General features: G+C 40.4%; 24 protein-coding genes. 12 read left to right on the forward strand and 12 right to left on the reverse strand.

Annotated features, from left to right (window positions below; all coding sequences use genetic code 11):
- Positions 1–204: 204 nt before the first annotated feature.
- Positions 205–1,086 (reverse strand): complex I NDUFA9 subunit family protein, encoded by an 882-nt coding sequence (locus AB1488_02300; protein MEW6408929.1) that lies wholly within the window; start codon positions 1,084–1,086, stop codon positions 205–207.
- Positions 1,087–1,162: 76 nt separating this feature from the next.
- Between AB1488_02300 and AB1488_02305 the strand changes: the two genes are divergently transcribed.
- From AB1488_02305 to AB1488_02320, 4 genes are all read left to right on the forward strand, one after another.
- On the forward strand, positions 1,163–2,191 hold the full coding sequence (locus AB1488_02305; GenBank protein MEW6408930.1) for a Ppx/GppA phosphatase family protein: 1,029 nt from the start codon (positions 1,163–1,165) through the stop codon (positions 2,189–2,191).
- Positions 2,113–2,859: a thiamine pyrophosphate-dependent enzyme gene (locus AB1488_02310; GenBank protein MEW6408931.1), complete on the forward strand. Its 747-nt coding sequence runs from the start codon at positions 2,113–2,115 to the stop codon at positions 2,857–2,859. Before AB1488_02305 ends, AB1488_02310 begins: the two co-directional genes overlap by 79 nt.
- A 199-nt stretch (positions 2,860–3,058) precedes the next feature.
- Complete coding sequence (locus AB1488_02315; GenBank protein ID MEW6408932.1) at positions 3,059–3,613, forward strand: 2-oxoacid:acceptor oxidoreductase family protein; 555 nt, start codon at positions 3,059–3,061, stop codon at positions 3,611–3,613.
- A 60-nt stretch (positions 3,614–3,673) separates the two neighbouring features.
- On the forward strand, positions 3,674–4,123 hold the full coding sequence (locus AB1488_02320) for an N-acetyltransferase (GenBank protein MEW6408933.1): 450 nt from the start codon (positions 3,674–3,676) through the stop codon (positions 4,121–4,123).
- A gap of 21 nt (positions 4,124–4,144) precedes the next feature.
- Here the strand turns inward: AB1488_02320 and AB1488_02325 are convergent, their stop codons facing one another.
- From AB1488_02325 to AB1488_02370, 10 genes are all read right to left on the reverse strand, one after another.
- The gene (locus AB1488_02325; protein ID MEW6408934.1) at positions 4,145–4,486 is read right to left on the reverse strand and encodes a metalloregulator ArsR/SmtB family transcription factor; all 342 of its coding nucleotides are present in this window, start codon (positions 4,484–4,486) and stop codon (positions 4,145–4,147) included.
- Between the two features lie 65 nt (positions 4,487–4,551).
- Entirely contained in the window at positions 4,552–5,220 is a 669-nt protein-coding gene (rpe, locus tag AB1488_02330) for a ribulose-phosphate 3-epimerase (protein ID MEW6408935.1), read from the reverse strand.
- Between the two features lie 132 nt (positions 5,221–5,352).
- The gene (locus AB1488_02335) at positions 5,353–6,012 is read right to left on the reverse strand and encodes a PASTA domain-containing protein (GenBank protein ID MEW6408936.1); all 660 of its coding nucleotides are present in this window, start codon (positions 6,010–6,012) and stop codon (positions 5,353–5,355) included.
- Between the two features lie 47 nt (positions 6,013–6,059).
- On the reverse strand, positions 6,060–7,439 hold the full coding sequence (gene rsmB, locus AB1488_02340; GenBank protein ID MEW6408937.1) for a 16S rRNA (cytosine(967)-C(5))-methyltransferase RsmB: 1,380 nt from the start codon (positions 7,437–7,439) through the stop codon (positions 6,060–6,062).
- On the reverse strand, positions 7,396–8,853 hold the full coding sequence (gene gatA / locus AB1488_02345) for an Asp-tRNA(Asn)/Glu-tRNA(Gln) amidotransferase subunit GatA (GenBank protein MEW6408938.1): 1,458 nt from the start codon (positions 8,851–8,853) through the stop codon (positions 7,396–7,398). Before gatA ends, rsmB begins: the two co-directional genes overlap by 44 nt.
- An 18-nt stretch (positions 8,854–8,871) precedes the next feature.
- The gene (gene panD / locus AB1488_02350) at positions 8,872–9,219 is read right to left on the reverse strand and encodes an aspartate 1-decarboxylase (GenBank protein MEW6408939.1); all 348 of its coding nucleotides are present in this window, start codon (positions 9,217–9,219) and stop codon (positions 8,872–8,874) included.
- Positions 9,220–9,325: 106 nt separating this feature from the next.
- Positions 9,326–9,613: an Asp-tRNA(Asn)/Glu-tRNA(Gln) amidotransferase subunit GatC gene (gene gatC, locus AB1488_02355; protein MEW6408940.1), complete on the reverse strand. Its 288-nt coding sequence runs from the start codon at positions 9,611–9,613 to the stop codon at positions 9,326–9,328.
- A gap of 203 nt (positions 9,614–9,816) precedes the next feature.
- A complete protein-coding gene (gene glmS / locus AB1488_02360; protein ID MEW6408941.1) occupies positions 9,817–11,646 on the reverse strand; it encodes a glutamine--fructose-6-phosphate transaminase (isomerizing) in 1,830 nt (609 codons plus the stop codon).
- A gap of 55 nt (positions 11,647–11,701) precedes the next feature.
- Entirely contained in the window at positions 11,702–13,120 is a 1,419-nt protein-coding gene (glmU, locus tag AB1488_02365) for a bifunctional UDP-N-acetylglucosamine diphosphorylase/glucosamine-1-phosphate N-acetyltransferase GlmU (GenBank protein ID MEW6408942.1), read from the reverse strand.
- A gap of 11 nt (positions 13,121–13,131) precedes the next feature.
- The gene (locus tag AB1488_02370; protein MEW6408943.1) at positions 13,132–13,764 is read right to left on the reverse strand and encodes a DUF502 domain-containing protein; all 633 of its coding nucleotides are present in this window, start codon (positions 13,762–13,764) and stop codon (positions 13,132–13,134) included.
- A gap of 96 nt (positions 13,765–13,860) precedes the next feature.
- Between AB1488_02370 and AB1488_02375 the strand changes: the two genes are divergently transcribed.
- A complete protein-coding gene (locus tag AB1488_02375) occupies positions 13,861–14,253 on the forward strand; it encodes a fused MFS/spermidine synthase (GenBank protein MEW6408944.1) in 393 nt (130 codons plus the stop codon).
- On the opposite strand, the gene AB1488_02380 is transcribed toward AB1488_02375, so the two are convergent.
- On the reverse strand, positions 14,244–14,981 hold the full coding sequence (locus AB1488_02380; protein MEW6408945.1) for a ZIP family metal transporter: 738 nt from the start codon (positions 14,979–14,981) through the stop codon (positions 14,244–14,246). The genes AB1488_02375 and AB1488_02380 overlap by 10 nt on opposite strands.
- Positions 14,982–15,055: 74 nt before the next feature.
- Between AB1488_02380 and mazG the strand changes: the two genes are divergently transcribed.
- The 7 genes from mazG (at position 15,056) to AB1488_02415 (ending at position 19,661) form a co-directional block, all read left to right on the forward strand.
- On the forward strand, positions 15,056–15,826 hold the full coding sequence (gene mazG / locus AB1488_02385; protein ID MEW6408946.1) for a nucleoside triphosphate pyrophosphohydrolase: 771 nt from the start codon (positions 15,056–15,058) through the stop codon (positions 15,824–15,826).
- A gap of 66 nt (positions 15,827–15,892) precedes the next feature.
- Entirely contained in the window at positions 15,893–16,162 is a 270-nt protein-coding gene (locus tag AB1488_02390) for a type II toxin-antitoxin system Phd/YefM family antitoxin (protein ID MEW6408947.1), read from the forward strand.
- The gene (locus AB1488_02395) at positions 16,159–16,611 is read left to right on the forward strand and encodes a type II toxin-antitoxin system VapC family toxin (GenBank protein MEW6408948.1); all 453 of its coding nucleotides are present in this window, start codon (positions 16,159–16,161) and stop codon (positions 16,609–16,611) included. Before AB1488_02390 ends, AB1488_02395 begins: the two co-directional genes overlap by 4 nt.
- Before the next feature lie 501 nt (positions 16,612–17,112).
- On the forward strand, positions 17,113–17,763 hold the full coding sequence (locus AB1488_02400) for a hypothetical protein (GenBank protein ID MEW6408949.1): 651 nt from the start codon (positions 17,113–17,115) through the stop codon (positions 17,761–17,763).
- 150 nt (positions 17,764–17,913) lie between these two features.
- Positions 17,914–18,648, forward strand: a complete 735-nt coding sequence (locus tag AB1488_02405) for a hypothetical protein (GenBank protein MEW6408950.1) — start codon at positions 17,914–17,916, stop codon at positions 18,646–18,648.
- Positions 18,649–19,072: 424 nt separating this feature from the next.
- A complete protein-coding gene (locus AB1488_02410; GenBank protein MEW6408951.1) occupies positions 19,073–19,513 on the forward strand; it encodes a PIN domain protein in 441 nt (146 codons plus the stop codon).
- Positions 19,503–19,661, forward strand: coding sequence for a hypothetical protein (locus tag AB1488_02415; GenBank protein ID MEW6408952.1), 159 nt, complete (start codon positions 19,503–19,505; stop codon positions 19,659–19,661). Before AB1488_02410 ends, AB1488_02415 begins: the two co-directional genes overlap by 11 nt.
- Positions 19,662–20,584 lie beyond the last annotated feature (923 nt).

Raw genomic sequence — 20,584 nt, forward strand, 5'->3', positions numbered from 1 at the left:
TCATCTGAAACTCTACCAGGTTAAACATTATCTGGACAACGAGTTAGCCGAAAATTCGGGAAAGATGACAACTCCTTGATTGATAACAATAAAAAGGTATTTTTAGCCGAAAATGTGGGAAAGTCTCAAATTTGGAGGTAAATTTCAGGTAGGAGGATGTTTACCTGTTTCTGAAGTCTATACCAATATCCATAACAGAAAATCTTAGAGAAATCTCTTCAGACCTTCTCTGAAAGGTAATGGCTCAAATCCAAAGTTCTTTCTTACGCTATCTCTTTCGCAGATATTGTCCATCATAAGCATAGTAAGTTGATCTGTCGTTATTGGAGGAGTTGAAAGTATTTCTTCAAGAAACTTTATACCGGGCTTTAAAATGTTAACCGGGATATGGAGTTTCATCCGCTCTTTACCGATTGCCTGCTGAATAGCATTAACGATATCCTCATATGTTATATGTTCAGGGCCACCGATTTCGAAGATACGATTGTGATACTGCTGGTCTTCCAGAACCTTTATAATACAGGTTATGAGGTCATCTATATAGATAGGCTGAAGCAGAGAGTCTCCAGAGCCGAATATCGGCATCACAGGTGTCTTTCTAAGGATATCCATAAGTTTGAGGGTAAATTTATCACTAGCACCATAGATAATTGAGGGACGAAATATCGTATAGCTCAGTCCACTCCCTTGAACGATCTCCTCAGCCTCCCATTTTGTCCTGAAGTATTCTGTTTTTCCATCTTTTGATGCACCGAGTGCACTCTGATAATAGAAAAACCTTACCCCACCGTTTTTAGATACCTCTATAAGATTCTTTGTTCCATCCACATGGACAGATTTAAAGGTAAAACCCTTGCCTTCCTGTATTATCCCAACAAGATGGATTACCTTCTCGACACCACTGACCGCCTCTTTGAGTGACTCAGGCTCAGAAATATCACCGGTAACAGGCTCAGCACCTGCAGATATAATCATAGATGCCTTCGAAGGATCCCTCACAAGACATCTAATCTTGTATCCCTCAGCGATTAACCTCTTTATCAGATGTCCTCCAACAAAACCTGTTGCGCCTGTAACAAGAATCATACAGGAAATATATACCATACTATAAGAAATTACAACAATCTTGACTTTAACCGTGTCTTAAGGTATCTTTTCTTTAGTGGCAATCCTTGCTTCCATAGACATCGGAACAAATACGCTCAGACTTCTCGTCGCTGAATTCAAGAAGGATGGGTCTTTCAAGGAGATATATTCTAAAAGAAAGATAACACGACTCGGAGAAGGTCTGAATACCTCAGGAATACTCGGTTCAAAGGCGTTAAAAAAAGCAATTCATACGCTTAAAGACTTTAAGGAATCAATTGATAAATTCAATATTGAAGATTTTTCAGCAGTAGCAACAAGTGCGGTGCGAGAGGCCTTGAATAGAGTAGAGTTTATAAAGAGAGTCAAGGATGAAGTAGGTATTGACATCAAGGTAATAAACGGTAAGGAAGAAGCAGGACTTGTCCTTCAGGGGGTTATAGCAGGTTTATCTACTACTTCTCATCTTTCACCTCCAACTTCCCTTTTAGTGATGGATATCGGTGGTGGAAGCACTGAGTTCATACTTACTCAAAATCTTAAACCAAACTCTTCATTTCTCACTCTTCACTTCTCACTTTCTATTTCTCTTGGCGTGGTTCACCTCTCAGAGGAACTTATAAAAAATGACCCTCCACTGCAGATAGAGATAGAGAGAACAGATAGAGAGATAATTAAGAGCTTGTTAGGAGCTAAAAAGTCTCTCGGTAGTATCCCAGAAAAGACCATTTTTGTAGGAACTGCAGGCACAATAACCACATTGGCTGCAATAGAGCAAGGGCTTGATTCATACGACCATCTCAGGATACATAATTATATCCTCAAAAAAGGCGCGATTAAGGAGATATTCAACAGGCTCAAATCAATGACTCTTTCTCAGAGGAGAAAAATCCCTGCCTTAGAATCGGGAAGGGAGGATTTGATAATCCCTGGAACACTTATCGTTCTCAGGGGAATGGAGACTTTCGGATTCGACAGAATGACTGTGAGTGATTATGGACTCAGAGAGGGGATACTCGTAAATCTATGGAAAAAATATTCACAAAACCAGAAAGCCTCAAAGATGTCTCGTTCAGGTACTGCCCTGGCTGTGGGCATGGAATAGTTCACAGGCTAATAGCTGAGGTCATAGACAGGCTTGATATAAGGGAGAAAACCATAGGCATAGCACCTGTTGGTTGTGCGGTATTCGCATACGATTATTTTAACTTTGATGTAATAGAGGCTGCACACGGAAGACCTCCAGCAGTAGCTACAGGGTTGAAAAGAGTGATGCCTGACAGGATCATATTTTCTTATCAGGGAGACGGTGACCTTGCCGCGATCGGCATTGCAGAGATAATACATGCTGCAAATCGTGGCGAAAATATCACCGTAATATTTATTAACAATGCAACCTATGGAATGACCGGTGGTCAGATGGCGCCAACAACACTTATAGGACAAAAGACTACAACAACCCCAATGGGAAGAAATCCCAGGATTGAGGGATACCCATTAAGAATGGCTGAGCTTCTTTCTACACTCGACGGACCTGTTTTTATTGCAAGAGTAGCAGTAGATACACCAGCAAATATAATAAAGACCAGAAAGTGTATACGGAAGGCTTTTGAAAACCAGATCAGCCAACGAGGATTTTCATTCGTTGAGGTTTTATCAGCATGTCCAACAGACTGGAAGATGTCTCCGAAGGATTCTGTGAAATGGATTAAAGATGAAATGATGAAGGTTTTTCCGCTGGGAATATTTAAAGATAAAACGGTCCTTTCGTAAAAAAGTTGAGTGACTCAAAAGCAAATTAAAAATAAAAAATCAAAATGCAAAATGACAAATTAAAATTCAAAAATGTATAGGGGCTGTCTACCTTGAAAAGTAAGTGATAATTTTGCATTTTGATTTGTATTTTTACATTTTTATTTTTGATTTTTGATTTTATTTATCTTTGATTTTTGATTTCTATATTTTAAATATCATGCATCATGAGATTATCATAGCAGGCTATGGCGGCCAGGGGATATTGCTGATGGGAAGGCTTCTTGCACATGCAGGAATGCTTGGTGAAAAGAATGTCACATGCTTTCCATCTTATGGGGCAGAAATAAGAGGTGGAACAGCAAATTGTACTGTAGTAGTCTCTGAGGAGGCTATAGCCTCTCCGCTCTCAGCACACCCTGATGTCCTTATAGCAATGAATGAGGCATCAATGAGGAGATTTGAGGGCAGAATAAAAAGTGGTGGGTTGATCTTTATAAACTCCTCTCTCGTAAAGTCAGCACCAGAGAGAACAGATATAGAGATTATAGATTTACCAGCCAGCGAATTAGCAGCAAAGATAGGAAACTCTAAGACATCAAATATCGTAATGCTCGGTGCGTTTATAGAAAAGACCGCAATTATTACCGTAGAGAATACCTTAGATGCACTAAGGGAGATGCTCCCCGACGGTAAAGAATCATTGTTCAATATAAACAGGGAGGCTCTGTTTGTAGGTACAGAGTGGACAAAAAAGGGTAAGGGATGGGGGTAAGGATTAAGAGGTAAGGATTAAGGGGTAAGGATTAAGGGATAAGGAATAAGGAGCCATCCAATGATCCGTAAGGCTAAACTTGAAGATGTAAAAAAAATTCATCATCTCATCATGGCGTCAGCAAAGGCAAACGAGCTACTTCCAAGGTCACTGCATGAGATCTACGAAGACCTGCGAGACTTTTTTGTTTATGAAGAAGATGGAAAAATCATAGGTGTCTCTGCAATCCATGTATGCTGGGAAGACCTTGCAGAGATAAGGTCGCTTGCAGTCACTGAAGAATACAGAATGAAGGGGATAGGTAAGATACTTGTGCAAAGATGCCTTGAGGATGCAAAGGATATCGGAATAAGCAGGGTATTTGCATTGACCTATCACCCTGACTTTTTTGAGAAAATGGGATTTAAGAGGGTAGATAAGTCAAAACTGCCTCAGAAGATATGGGGTGATTGCCTTAAGTGTCCAAAATTTCCAGAGTGCAACGAGGTGGCTGTGATAAAAAAGCTGTAGGTCGCAGCGGCAGTTTCTGCGTTATCTTTGTCTATTCCCGGGATATTGCCCCTTCTTGGTTACAGGACAACACTCTGGTCCTGGTAGTTCTTCTGTATATTCCTTTTTTAGTAATTCGAGTAAACCAGGTATAAGTGGATGCTTGAGGAAATAACACCTGAGCCTTCCATCGATAAAATAGTCCACAATCCCGCTCAGCCTGAGTGCAGTCAGGTGCTGTGAGATATTTGGTTGGCTTATACCAAGAAAATCCTCAAAGTCGCTTACACACTTTACACCTTTTGCGAGCTCTTCGAGTATCTTTATCCTTACAGGATGTGCAATAACCTTTAGAATCTCGATATTTCTTGTAAGTTCATCCATAGAAGTATTATCTCCCAATATATTCAACAATTCTAATATTATTATATTTTAATAAAATCAGCTTGTCAAATTTTTTTCTTTTTAAGTCCTTCGCATCGTTTCTTTATATCCCTTATGGTCTTTCTGTAGTCTCTATTCGTGAATATTCCTGAGCCTATTACAAGTATGTCCGCTCCTGCAGAAGACACCTCAGCTGCATTATCAACCTTTATACCACCATCTACCTCTATATCTACACCCATCCCTTCTATTAATCTTCTAAGTGCAATTATCTTCTCAAATGTGTTCGGGATAAATTCCTGACCTCCAAATCCCGGATTTACAGACATAAGGAGAACCATATCAACATCTCTGAGGATATGCTCCAGTGAAGAAAGGGGTGTTGATGGATTGAGCGATACCCCTGCCTTAAGACCGATGTCTCTTATAGATTGAACCACTCTGTGAAGATGAATACATGCCTCTACATGCACTGTTATTATATCCGCACCTGCATCTGAAAAGGCCTTGATGTAATGTTGAGGAGATATAATCATCAGGTGGACATCGAGGGGGAGACTTGTTGTCTCCCTCACTGCCTTTACTACAACAGGTCCTATTGTGATATTGGGAACGAAATGCCCATCCATCACATCGATATGAATCATATCCGCCCCCGCATCTTCAACACGCTTTACCTCGTCTGCTAAATGTCTGAAATCTGCTGAAAGTATTGATGGTGCAATCCTGACCATTTTAAAGCCTCCCTTGTCTCCAGTTTACCCCGTTAGAAAGCCCAGTCTTTCAAGGCGGGGATGGATGTATTAAAATTTAAAACACCTTATAGAAAATGGCTGGGTTTAAAGCCCCGTCCTTTCTAACGGGGTTTATTCTGCCACAAACACCTCAATCGCAGATCCCCTTCTTATGGGGTAACCTGCCACAGGTTTTTGTTCTGCAATTATGTTTCCCTCAGAGCCTTCCCTAATTATTTTACTCTTTGAGAGTGTAACACCAAGTATCTCTGCTATCTGCTTTGCCTCCTCAAATCTCTTACCAATGAGGTTCGGTGTCTTATATATAGTTTCCTTAACTCCTGAACTCAGGAGAAGATCAATTTTTTCTCCTCTGCTAATGAACGATCTCGGTGGAGGAGACTGGTTAATCACAATATCCTTTTCTACTTTATCTGTATGGATCCTCGCTATATCACCGATATCAAGTCCACTCTGTTTTATGATGATTTCTGCTCTGTAGAATGGTTCGCCTTCAACTGCTGGCACAACTACTGTCTGAGAACCCCTGCTTACAATTACAGAGATACTCCTCCCACTTTTGATGACGACTCCTGATTCTGGCTCCTGCGAAATAACACTCCCTTTAGGAAGCGACGGATGATATTCCTCTCTCTCTACACGGAGTTTCAAACCTGAGTTATTGAGTATCTCCATGGCAGAGACAACCTCTTTACCTTCGATAGCTGGAACTGTCACTGTTTTCCCGGAGGTAAGTATCTTCATTGTCACTATCGCTGTGATTATACCCAAGGTTACGAATAGGGAAAAATACAAAATCAATTTTAGAAATCCCTTTATCAATGACATACCAATCTTGCTCCAAAGAAACCATCCATATCAGAGATATGTGGGTATGTGCGAATGAAATCCCCACTGGGGTAATTAATGAGGTGTCTACCTGTCGCCGGGATGTATGTCACAGGATTATCAATATAGAATTTGGGGTGATTATGTAAAAACTCATTCACTACATTCTCTCCCTCTTCAGGTTCGGTAGAACATGTGCTATAAACGATAACACCTCCAGGCTTGAGAATTTCTGCGATATTTTCCAGTAGTTTCTTCTGAAGTGCCTGATATTCTGTTATAGTCCTCTCTGTCTTTCTCCATTTCCCATCAGGATGTCTCCTGATTATACCCGTTCCAGAACAGGGTGCATCAAGAAGTATACGGTCAAATACACCGAGCCATTTTAGATCTTTTGTTGAATCTGTATGATATGACTTTACACATTTTATACCGAGTCTCTTACAATTTTCTTTCAGGCGTATGAGTTTCTCTTCATTTATATCTATGGCGATAATCTCACCTTCATCCTCAATAAACTGGGCAATATGTGTAGTTTTTCCGCCAGGTGCAGCACAGGCATCAAGTATCCTTTCACCCTTCTTCGGGAAAAGCAGGTATGAGATTAACTGTGACGCTTCATCCTGTATCTGAAACCAACCTCTTTTAAAGGATGGAAGTTCCTCTATCGAGATAATACCTTTTACCTTTATACCAACAGGTGATACAGGAGTATTGACAGCTTCAACACCCTCTTTGCTTAAATCATTTATAAGTTCATCTCTGTTTGTAAGCAAGGTATTAGTTCTAAGTGTAAGTGGAGGTATTCTATTATTTGTTTTACAGAGTGCAATTGTATCCTCCACACCAAACTGCCCAAGCCACCTCTTTACCAGCCATTCAGGGTGTGAATATACGACCGAGATATGATGTAACGGGCCTTCTTCTAAGCGTGGAAAATCCAGGAGATCCGGACTGATCTTTGACGTCCGTCTCAGCACTCCATTGATAAATCCTGAAGCCCTTTTATATTTACACCTCTTTGCAAGTTTAACAGATTCATCTACCGCTGCCCATGTTGGAACCTTATCCATGAATAAAAGCTGATATATACCTGAACGTAGTATATTTACAACACCTATCTCAATTTCTTTTAATCTTCTGCCTGCGCTGCATTCTATTATCCAGTCTATCTTTCCCCTGTTTCTCAGGACGCCATAAACAAGTTCCATGATGAATGCCCTATCAAGTCTGCTTGGTTTGCATTCGAAGACTTTTTCAAATACACTACTTGCAAGAGCACCCTTCTCTATCATATTAAGCGCATCGAGAGCTATCTGTCTCGAACTATATGTTCGGTCTTTTTCTGTGATGCCCCGTACTCTGTTCATAGGCGTATGCTACTTTCAGGATAGATTCTTCCTCGAAATGTCTACCGAGTATCTGAAGCCCTATTGGTAAATTTTCGCTGCTGAAACCACATGGAATAGAGATACCAGGGATGCCTGCGAGATTTACAGAGATTGTGAAGATATCCGATAAGTACATCTGCAGAGGATTAGCAGTCTTCTCGCCAAGTCTGAATGCCGGGGTTGGTGATGTTGGTGTAATAATTACATCTACCACTTTGAATGCCTCATCAAAATCCCTCTTTATAAGGGTTCTTACCTGTTGTGCCTTTCGATAATAAGCCTCATAATAACCGGAGGAAAGGGCATATGTGCCGAGCATTATTCTCCTTTTAACCTCCTGACCGAATCCTTCGGCACGGGTTTTCAGATACATATCCATCAGGTTTTTTGCCCCCTTTACCCTGAAACCATATTTTACACCGTCGTAGCGGGCAAGGTTTGAGCTTGCCTCAGATGTGGCGAGTATATAATAAGTTGCAACAGCATAAGGGGTATGCGGTAATGATACCTCTACAGGTTCAGCTCCGAGCCCTTCAATCGTCCTTATCGCATTTTTGACAGCATCTTCTACCTCTCTGTCCATTCCCTCTATGAAGTATTCCTTGGGTATACCCATCTTCATCCCCTTTATCTCTTTACCGAGAACTGATGTAAAATCAGGGACAGGTATATCAGCAGAGGTAGAGTCCATAGGGTCATATCCAGCAATAATGTTCATAAGAATGGCTGTATCTCTGACATCCTTTGTTATAGGACCTATCTGGTCAAGTGAGGATGCAAATGCTACAAGTCCAAACCTCGATACCCTTCCATATGTCGGCTTCAACCCGACCACACCACAACACGAGGCAGGCTGTCTTATAGAACCACCTGTGTCAGAACCTAATGCCGCAATACATGCATCTGCTGCTACTGCGGCAGCAGAACCACCACTTGAACCTCCAGGGATTCTGTCCAGAGACCATGGGTTTCTCGATGGACTGAAGGCAGAATTCTCAGTAGATGAACCCATTGCAAACTCATCGAGGTTTGTCTTTCCGATAAGGACATATCCACTATCTTTCAGCCTCGCCGTCACAGTGCTCTCATATGGTGGAATAAAGTTATGAAGTATCCTTGATGAGCAAGTAGTCCTGACACCCTCTGTGCATATATTGTCCTTTATGGCGATCGGTATACCGAGCAGAGGTGATGATCCCCCCTTTTTAAATCTTTCATCAGCATCTTTACCGGATGAAAGAGCAATCTCATCTGTAACAGTGACATATGCTTTTATCTTTTCTTCTATACTATCTATTCTTTTTAAAATCGACTCTGTAATCTCTGATGATGTGATTTCATTCTTTTTAAGAAGGTCGTAAAGCTCATGTATAGTCATCCTGTTTAAATCCAAATAATACCCCCTGAACTTTTATACTATCCTGTTCTCATCATCAACCCTTACTATGGTAGGTTTGAAGTCTTTTAATTCCTCTTCGTTAGCCATCTCATAACAGAATATGATAATCCTGTCACCCACAACACCTTTTCTTGCTGTTGGGCCATTAAGACAGACAATACCAGAGCCTCTTTTACCAGGAATCACATAGGTCTCAAACCTTTCCCCGTTGTTCAGGTTAGAGACCATCACCTGTTCATATGGAAGAATTCCTGCAGCCTCAAGCAGAGTCTCATCAACAGTGAGACTACCTTCATATTCGAGGTTAGCATCAGTAACAGTTGCCTGATGTATCTTTGACCTGAGCATGATCCTTAACATGACAACTCCCAAATAAAATAGTTCTGAAGTGCTGAAGATCTGAAGTTCTGAAGTTTTTTGCTTCAGTCCTTTAGCACTAAAGCCTTCAGTTCTTCCGCTCTATCTATCATTCTATTATCTTCGGCACCCTGTAAAATTCCTCTGTTCTGTCAGGGGCGTTTGAAAGGGATTTCTCCCTTTGTAGGGACGCCTCTATTTTGTCATCCTTGAATACATTTCTAATAGGGAGAACATGAGAGGTAGGTTCCACACCTCTGGTGTCTAACTCATTGAGCTTTTCCATGTATGTGAGTATGTTATTGAGCTGAACTGTAAATACCTCTATTTCATTCTCAGCGAGTTCCAGCCTTGCAAGTCGGGCTACATGATTGACTTCTTCTCTTGTTATCTTCATAGCGAACTCCGTTCCAATGCAAAATGTCACCCTGAGCCTCAGGCGAAGGGTCTCAAACCGAGATTCTTCACTTCGCTCAGAATGACCAAGAGAAAATAGCCGAGGCATCCTGCCTCGGATGTCAGGCAACCCCGTATTAAATACGGGGCTGACCTATTTTTCTCAAGATTCAAAATTAAAAATTCAAAGATAAAAATTTGAAATCATTCTACCGTAACACTCTTTGCAAGATTTCTTGGTTGATCAACATCGCATCCTCTGATTACAGCTATGTGGTAGGCAAGTAACTGAAGTGGGATGCTCAGGAGTATTGGCGTGAGATATTTGTTGGTTTTTGGAATATAGATTACCTGATTTACCTTTGCCTCTATAGCCCTGTTTCCTTCCGTAGCTAATGCTATCACAATACCTCCCCTTGTTTTCACCTCTTCAATATTGGACATGACCTTCTCATACAGGGGATCGTCCACCGCAATAACAACCACAGGCATATTTTCATCTATAAGGGCTATAGGCCCATGTTTCATCTCTCCTGCAGGGTATCCCTCTGCATGGATATAGGATATCTCCTTAAGTTTCAATGCACCTTCTAATGCCACAGGATAGTTTATACCCCTTCCAAGGTATAGAAAATCGTTAACCTTTGAATATAGCGATGCGATCTTCTGGATGCCATCATCTTCTGCAAGGATCTTCTCTGCCAGTTTAGGTATCTTAATGGCATCCTCCAGTAATTCCTGAGACCTTATTACATCTATTTTTTCTCTTAACCTCCCCATATAGATTGCAAAGAGAAAAAGGGCTGTAAGCTGAGAGACAAATGCCTTGGTGGAGGCAACTCCGATCTCAGGTCCTGCATGTGTATAAATCACCCCATCAGCTTCCCTTGTTGCTGTGCTTCCAACTACATTACATATAGTAATTACCGTTGCACCGAGCCTCTTTGCCTCCCTCTGAGCTGCGAGGGTGTCTGCTGTTTCGCCTGACTGGGTGATGGAGATAAAGAGTGTCTTCTTATCAACGATAGGGTTTCTATACCTGAATTCAGAGGCTATATCCACCTCAACAGGTATCCCTGCAAGTCCTTCTACCATGAATTTCCCAACAAGGGCTGCATGCCAGGAGGTACCACATGCAACAAGATATATTCTATTGATGGGTTTGAGTGTTTCTGCAGAGATGCCTGTTTCTTCAAGGTAAACATTACCTGTATCTATAGATATCCTTCCTCTGATGGTATCCATAATAGCCCTCGGTTGCTCGTGTATCTCCTTCAGCATGAAATGCTTGTAACCACCCTTCTCAGCCATTACAGGATTCCACATTACCCTTTTAACCTCTTTTTCTATAGAGTTTCCATCGAGTCCTGCGATTATGATACCCTCAGGTGTGAGTACTGCCATTTCTTCATCATCGAGGAATATTACATCCCTGGTGTAGTTAAGTATGGCAGGTATATCTGAGGCGATGAAGAACTCTTCCTTACCGAGTCCTATTACCAGTGGACTTCCATTCCTTGCAGCTACAAGTTTTTCAGGTTCATCCTCATGGATTACACCGATTGCATATGCACCTTTAACCTCTCTGAGTGCACACCTCACCGCTATCTCAAGCGGTTCTCCTTTCTTTGTGTATCTTTCTATCAGGTGGCATAAAACTTCGGTGTCTGTCTCTGACTTGAAATTATGCCCTTCCTGGAGAAGTTCCTTTTTAAGCTGGAGGTAATTTTCTATGATACCATTGTGAACAAGGACAAGTTTTCCCGCCCTGTGGGGATGAGCGTTATCCTCAGATGGTCTTCCGTGTGTTGCCCACCTGGTATGCCCGATGCCTACCATGCCTTTTATCCGTCTTCCCTGTAGTGTATTCTCAAGATTCTTAAGCTTTCCAACCGAGCGGATAACATCTATCTTTCTGTTGCATAATACAGCCACACCGGATGAATCATACCCTCTATACTCAAGGCGCTTAAGCCCCTCAATGAGTATCAAGATGGCATCCTGTCTTCCTATGTATCCGATGATCCCGCACATATTAAAACAGTGAACAGTGAACAGTGAACAGTGAACAGTTAAAAGAAAAAGACATCTATTTACCCTTTCTGTTTTTACTTTTCAACTTTAAACTTTTAACTTTGGACTGTCTTTTTAATGACCATCCATTTTTATTTACCTGTTCAACCCTACTTATAGCTAGGGCATCTGGAGGAACATCCTTTGTGATGGTTGAACCCGCACCTATAACTGCTCCTCTTCCAATATGCACAGGTGCAATGAACTGTGTATCACTTCCAACGAATACTCCATCATCAATAATGGTTCTGTGTTTTTTGAATCCATCATAATTGCATGTAATAGTCCCTGCACCTATGTTCGCTCCCTTCCCTATTGTGGCATCACCGATATAACTCAGGTGCATCGCCTTTGTATCCTCCCCTATGGTTGATTTCTTTATCTCCACAAAATTACCTATCTTAGCTCCTTTACCAATAATTGTCTCGGGTCTTATATGGGCAAATGGTCCGATACTTACATTGTTCTCAATCTCTCCATTCATAATAACACATCCATCTTTAATAATTACGCTGTCTCCTATACGACTGTCAATAATCCTCACATTAGGGCAAATCACACAGTCCTCACCGATGGTGGTATTACCTTCTATGAATGTATTTGGATATATCGTTGTATCCCTGCCTATGGTTACACACGTGTGGATGTATGTATTTTCAGGGTCATATATGGTTACACCGTTTAACATCAGATCATTGAGTTTTTGTTTTCTGAGATACCGCTCTGCTTCAGAAAGTTCTCTCCGGTCATTAATCCCCATTACCTCTATAGGGTTCTCAACACCGATAGTTCCCATTTTTGCACCTTCAGTTATCCCGACATTAATTATATCTGTCAGATAATATTCCCCCTGTATGTTTTCATTGGAGATCGACTTAAGTGCAGTATAGAGAAACTTTTTTTCGACTGCATATATACCACTATTTATCTCTTTTGTCTTTTTCTCAATATCTGTTGCATCCTTCTCCTCAACGATTTTGAGGAGTCTCCCTTTATCGTCCCGGATAACCCTGCCATATCCCTCAGGGTTTGTAACCGTAGTGGTTATGCATGTAAGGTGATTTCTTTCAGTTCTATGAACATCTATAAGTCTATGAAGACTCTCTATGCTTATAAGAGGGACATCGCCACAGAGTATCAGGATAGTTCCATCAAAATCGTTCAACATATCCCCGGTGGCGCTTACTGCATGTCCTGTACCGAGCTGTTCCATTTGATAGACAAATTCTACACTATCGTCTCTGATATAGTTCTTTATCTCTTCAGTGTGATTGCCGATTACAATGATAGTCCTTTCTGGAGTAAGGGCAATCGCCTGCCTTACTACATAAGTTATCATCGGTTGTCCTGCAAGCGTATGGAGAATCTTCGGTTTTTTTGATTTCATCCTTTTACCAAGACCAGCAGCCAATATTATGACAACGAGACCATCCAGGGTAAGCCACCTCACTTTTGAGTTCTGTTATTCTTTACGCTTATACCGATCATCTCTGGTGTTGCGATACCTCCTGAGAGTATTATCCTTATTCCCTCTTCAATCGAAAAATCAGTGTATAAGACTTCATCTTTCTTAAAAAGCACTGTATTGCCAAGATAAAGGTTGTTTGTAGGCACATAGACAGCACTGAATCCCCTTTCGCATCCTTCATCTGATCCTTTAAAGACACACTCCTTTGTCAGGAAACCAAAGGTATAGATGCCCGGTCTTGGATACTCCACTATTACAAACCTCTGGAATCCAGACCTGTTATCTGGTGAAAATGCATCAAATATCTGTTTGAGAGTGGTATAAAGACTCTTAAAAAATGGGATATGGAGAAATATCTTCTCTCCTATATGTAGCATCCGCCTACCTATAACATTTGTTGAGATAAGTCCAAGTAAAAATATAGCTAAGAGTGTAGTGATGAAACCGAGCCCTGGTACATGTCTCTCAAGTAGCCTATCCAGCGCTGGAGATAGAAGGCCATCCACAAACCTGTAAAGCCATACAATCACCATTATGGTAATAATAGCTGGGATTGAGACTATAAGCCCTGAAATGAATTTTTTCTTAAAGGTAGCCTTGATTGATTCCATAGGTTAATTATACTACAAACTATCTACTTCAAGATGCAAGATTTTTTTATCACTTAAAAACCATTGAACTTTTTTCCGATAATTTATAGTTTTGCTATGCAATTAAAAAGAATTCTAAAGCCAGATGGATTGCTCCTTGCCAATGTGATTGATAGTTTTAAAAAGGGGGCATTCATGCCTTCCTATATCCGAACATTAGAGGAGGTATTTGGAAAGGGAAATGTCCATCTCCTTACCCTTAGTCCGGATTATGACAAAATCGAAATCAGCACCTTTGTTATCGTAGCGAGTCCGCAGAGGTTAGACATGAACGATTTCGTAATGGCAGTTAAAGGAAAGAAGGGTAAAATGACCTCCCATGTCATGCCTCAAGACCGATTGCAACAATATCTAAAGGAACGCTACTCGGTGCTCCTCACTGATGATTATGTGCCCGTGGATAATTTAATCGCGCCTATATTTGAAGAGCGATTCGGGTATCAGAGATAGAAATGTCTCAGGAAATGAGCTAAGATAAAGACGGCGATACCTGAGAGGAAGGTAAGTGTAACCCCTATGTTTCTTTCCTTATGAGAATGTGGTAAAAGATGTGCCACCCCTAAATATATGAATGTACCGGCAGTGAGACCCAGTATTAGGGCAATAAGGGTAGTTATGCTGACAGCGGGGTTAAAGAGACTAAAGAAAATAATCGCAAATAATGCACCAAATGGTGTGGCGGTGGCCACCAGAAAAACGAGATAAAATATCCTCTTTTTAGAATACCCTAAGATGGTAAGAAGAGAGGCGGATGTAAGACCTTCAGGGAGTTCATGGAGTATAATCCCTAAGGTAACTAACAGTCCAAGTGGTTCAGAGACATGAAAACTTGCCACAAGGGCGACTCCATCTATAAAGGAATGGAGAAGGAGACCTCCCCATGCAAGGAGAGATACCCTTCTAACTTTGCATTCTTCATCGAAACATCGGCTAGGGGCAGAAAACTGCTCGAAGATATAAAGAAGCAGAAATCCTGAAATTACAGAGAGACTGCTCCATTCGCTCATCTTTAGAGATTCAGGAATTATCTCAGTAAAGGAAAGGGAAACAAGTGCACCTGAAGTAAAGGCGATGAGGTAGTTCTGGTTATTCAGACACCACTCATAGCGATAAATTACGAGGATGCCTCCAACAATGGTAGCTCCTCCTGCTATCAGGCTGAGTATGACAAGTTCCATAGAGATGTTATTTTAACATAAACCGCTAATATTCTAATAGAAAATTTCTCGTCTTCATGTTAGATTATAATAATATGAAAGACCGGTGGACATTTGATAATCTTGTTTCCATTATGGAACGGCTCCGAGGAGCCGGTGGTTGCCCATGGGATAAAGAGCAGACAAGAGAGTCGCTTAAGCCATTTCTTGTAGAGGAGACATACGAGGTCATTGAGGCGATAGATGAAGGGAATCCTGAAAAGATAAAGGAAGAACTCGGTGACCTTCTCATACAGATACTTTTTCATGCACAGATTGCAAAGGAAAGGGAAGAGTTCGATATAAATGATGTGATAGAAAGGATTGCTGATAAACTTATCAAGAGACATCCGCATGTATTTGGTGATAAAGACCTCAAGACACCGAAGGCTGTGCTTGAGAACTGGGAAGAGTTGAAAAAGGCAGAAGGGAAAAGAAAGTCTGTACTCGATGGTGTCCCAAAAGAACTGCCTGCTCTGCTGAGGGCTCACAGGTTACAGGATAAGGCATCGAGAATAGGGTTTGACTGGGAGCGGGTGGAGGATGTTGTTAATAAACTTGACGAAGAGCTTGATGAATTCAGAAAGGCATTGCAATCCAATATCCCTGGACGGATTGAAGACGAACTTGGTGATGTCTTTTTTGTCCTCGTGAACATTGCACGCTTCGTGGGTGTAAATCCAGAGGACGCCCTTAGAAAGACTATAAGTAAATTTATATCGAGGTTCAGATACATAGAGATGAAAGCTGCAGATGCGGGTTTGAAACTCTCTGAGATGTCTCTTGAAGAGATGGATAAACTCTGGGATGAAGCTAAAAGACAGTGAAAAAGATTTAATTAACTTGACTTTCTTTGATGATGACTATATTATAAAGTCATAGGAGGTTTTCATATGGGAACCAAAATTGTGACTATATCTGATGGTAAAAAGGACTTCTTAGGTATTATAAGAGAATCGGTGGCTAAAAATGAAGATGTTCTCATTACTAAACGAGGTCAGCCCGTAGCAGCCCTTTTGCCATACAAAGAATACACAGACCTGAAAAAATTAAGAACCTATCTTAAGATGCTTGAGATCTCCGCAGTAATGGATAAAACCCATATTAAAGCAAAGGACGTTTATGAAGCATCAAAGAAAGAACTTGAAGGAAGAAGGCTGTGACTATAGTAATTGACTCAGGAGTTTTATTGAAAGCTTACTTTCCTGACGAAGAAGGTCATATAGAAGCACAGAGTCTTATTGGTGACTACGCAAGGGGAAATATTACATTTCATGCGCCAACCCTCATTACCTATGAGATAATTAATGCCTGTCTCGTTGCCTCAAGAATGGCACGCTTTCCAAAAGAGAAGGTGAAAGAGCTGATGTACGAGATGCTTGGGATCGAGATTTTTAAGGAAGATATTGAGCCTTTAAAAGACAGAGTCTTTGCTATCTCTGCAAAGCATAGCAGAAACGCATATGATGGGGCATATATAGCCGTTGCTGAGTCAAAGCATCTACCGTTCCTCACCGGCGATAAAAGACTCTTCGAAAGCCTAAAAACCCACTTCCCTTTCGTAAAGTGGATTGGGAATTATCCAGAAGTTAAAAAGCAATTCTCAAGGTAAGGCAATATTATCTCGCCTTCTTGCTCCGTAGAGAGGCGGGACTTGACTGTAGAAAAAGGCTTTGATATATTCAATCCATGGATTCGGGGTAACCATTAGTAAAGATCAGAATAAGGATAAACGAAATACTTCGTTTATCATCCCAATTTAGGAGCATAAACGAACTTGTTCGGTTATGAACGAGATAGCCAAAATGACGCTTCGCTTGAACGCCTTTAAGAATACAGTTTAGTGATAGACATTATAAGGGGAACATCCATAAAAAGATGGAAATGATTAAAGAGGAGTCGGCGTTCACATTTTGTCTAACGGGCTGGCGGATGAGAAGGCTTCAGCCTAAAATGAGATGGAAATTTTACCTCATTTTCGTTATCTTTAAGCGAAGCGTCACTTCGGCTATCAGACGGATGAACGGCTGAAGCCAAAATGCCCTAAAGGGCACTTCGCTCATCCGCCAGCCCGTTAAACAAAGCGGTGGCTTAAAGGGAAGAGGGGAAAAGGATGTTTTTTAACAAAGCCAAGAAAATAGGACGTAATTGTGCATTGGTTATCACTCCGTTTGCTACATCTCAAATGGAAGACATAAAGAAATCGCTACCCAATAGGCAATTTTCTGAAACCGAAGCTATTAGATGCAGGTTTTGTCTAATGATTTTGAATCTTGTAATGGCAATTTGGTGGATTAACAATTTGGAAAGGAATACTAATAGAGCTAGGAAAATCATAGACAGTATGGTTGAAACCTTTAATGGTGCGTTTGAAAGAAACTCAAAACCAATTAGAATAGGTGATTTTGTAACTGACCCCGTAGAAATAGCACTTATTGATAGCGCGATGGGACAAGTTGGAGTAAGTAAAGACACGATGTCAAGTTTTAAAAGTATCATAAGTACTATTTATAATAATAGGGTGGTATCTTACATGAATGCTTTCAACGAGGTTTTAACAGAATTACGCAGAGAAATAGGAAAGCCCGATTTTCCTCAACCAGCATTTTTTTCTCAATCAGCATTTAGCCCAGTAGCAAGACTGTTTGTTAAACATTATACTGGCGATTTATGGGAAAACCACATTGATTTTGCTACAAAGCTGTCTTCACTTCTTGATACTTGGAATATGACAATTTATACGATAGTAAAAACATTAATATAAAATGAAAGTTACAGGAAAATTATGAGTAAAAGCCACCGCTTCGTTTAACACAGGCTAAAAGATTTCCATCCAAATGCTTCACACTTCTTTTAGCCTTGACCGTTAGCAGACATCGCAGGCTTGACTTAGAAACACATAGGATTTGGGAAAATGGAAAAAGATATTACCAAAAAAGAAAGTTTTGTGGCTTTATTTGACATTCTTGGCTTTAGTAATCTTTTGAAAAATAACGAATTAGATAAAGTGGCTAATACATATATAAAAGCGAAAAAAGATTTTGAAGATAATGTAAGTCACATTAATTCACTGTTACAAAAAGATGCAGTAACATTTCATATTTTCTCTGACACTTTTCTCATGTATACTTCTGAAGTTAATGGTACGAGCTTTCTTGCACTACTTGCAGCATGTGACTTCCTATTTCTTGCTGCAATTGAGAATGAGTTGCCGATCAGAGGAGCAACAGCAGTTGGTGAATTAATTGTTTCACACGGGATAGAGATAGGTAAACCAATTGTTGAGGCATATGAAAATGAAAAAAAGCAGGATTGGATTGGGTGCTGGATAACCGATGATTGTATGGCAATAATTAATAGAGATAAGCATTTAACTGGAAAAGATATCGTGGAATACGAAATACCTCTAAAAGATGGTGAAGTGAAAAAGAGGTATGCTTTTAATTGGGTAAAATCGTTACCCAGAAAGATAATGCATGAAAAAAAGAAAAGAGATTTCACCACAGATGAGATTAAGGAAGAGATTAAATTTCTCAGAGAAATGCCATCCGACTGGAAAGTGAAAAGGATGCATGATAATACTATCAAATTTATAGATTTTGTTTTATCGCCTGAATTCATAAAAATATACAAATCAAGTAGCGCATGATTTTGAAAGCAAAAACTGCGACGTCTGCTAACAAAGCGCAAACGGCTATGGCTTAAACCTATTGGCTTCGTTTGTGCTTGAACGAGATAGCCAAAATGACGCTTCGCTTGAACGCCTTTAAGAATACAGTTTAGTGATAGACATTATAAGGGGAACATTCATAAAAAGATGGAAATGATTAAAGAGGAGTCGGCGTTCACATTTTGTCTATCGGGCTGGCGGATGAGAAGGCTTCAGCCTGGAATGATTAGCAATTTCTATCTATTTGCGTTATCATTAAGCGAAGCGTCACTTCGGCTATCAGACGGATGAACGACTGAAGCCAAAATGCCCTAAAGGGCACTTCGCTCATCCGCCAGCCCGATAGGCGACATGTGCTATAATATTTATAAGGGTAGAAAAAATGTTTAGACCCCGTATTTATGTGGATACATCTGTAATTGGTGGTTGTCTTGATAATGAATTTGAGAAGTATTCAAACCAATTGTTTGAGGAATTTATAGCGGGAGTAAAGAGGCTTGTGATCTCTGATTTGGTATTATTTGAACTTGAGGGAGCATCCGAAAATGTTAAGGATGTGTTAAACAGGGTTGCAGAAGATAACATTGAATATGTTTTTCTCAATGAAGAATCAATATCCCTCGCAAATGCCTATTTGAAAGAAGGTGTGATTGTAGAGAATAGTCTTTCAGATGCCAGGCATATAGCTATCGCAACCGTGGAAAGAGTAGATGTTTTAGTGAGTTGGAACTTTAAGCATATCGTAAATTTAAATCGTATTCACTTAATAAACTCGGTAAATCTCAAGTTGGGGTATCCTATACTTGAAATTAGAAGTCCATTGGAGGTGATTTATGAAGGCTAAAAAATTTGATGCTGTAAAAATGAAGCGGAGATTACAAAAAGAAGCCGAACAGAAGTTATCAAAGCTTTCAGAAAGGGAACAGCTTGAACTTTTGGCTAAAAAATTTGGTCATTTAAGAAAATCTAAAAAAATGGCACACTTCGCCTAACAACAGGCTAAAAGATTGACATCCAAATCCTACTGCACTTCTTTTAGCCCGAAACCGATGGGCAGGAAATTTGCTCGCTACGGCTCGCAAATTTCTATTCTGCCCAGAGGGGAAAAGGGGACTGTTGTATTAAGTTGTATTAAATAGTGCACGTACTGGTAGATATCAGAGTGTTTGAAGAATATGAAAAGAAGATTCTAGTTTATAATTAGTATAAAAATAGGGGGGCGTAAAAATAGGGGGGACGGTTCTATTTTGAAATGCCCGAAACTTCATTTAACACCCGGCTTTGCGGCTACATTATTGGATTTGAAGATGTATGGTCGCGAAAATGGCCTATGTCACAGCGTTTGCAATGAGGCCACAAACGCTGCGCCATTTATGGCTACATTCGCAAAGCCTTGAACGTTAGTGAAATCGTGGACTTCGGGAGCATTGGAAAATAGAGGTGTAAAGGATGAAAGTATGTTTGATTGCAGATCTTTATTTGTTCTCTTCTGAAATTGGGGGAAATTGGTCTGAAGATAGTTTCGTCATTTTTAAAGAGAAAATCTTACAAAAGGTGAGAGACAAAACAGAAAACGTTTCAACAGTTGTGGAGGTAAAGTAAAATGCGCTCTTCGTCCACGACTATTGTCAACTTCGTTGGCTCGGTGCTATCGCACTCACTTAATAGTAGACATACGACTACGCTTCGCTCCACCAAAATGCTCGGTTTCACCTCGCACTTCGCATGTCCGCGGCCATTAGCGGAAATTTCTAACAAAAAATACAAGGAAGAAGTATGGCTTTAGGTGTGTCAAGTATCAGCTTTATTCCCCACCCCGGTATCAGATTTATTCCCCACTTTTTCCAGGTTAAATTATAAAACTCGTCCTGAAGCTTTGTCCATAATTATCACAAAATAATTTCACCCCCTTCTT

This window comes from Nitrospirota bacterium, from assembly GCA_040756155.1.
Taxonomy (GTDB): domain Bacteria; phylum Nitrospirota; class Thermodesulfovibrionia; order JACRGW01; family JBFLZU01; genus JBFLZU01.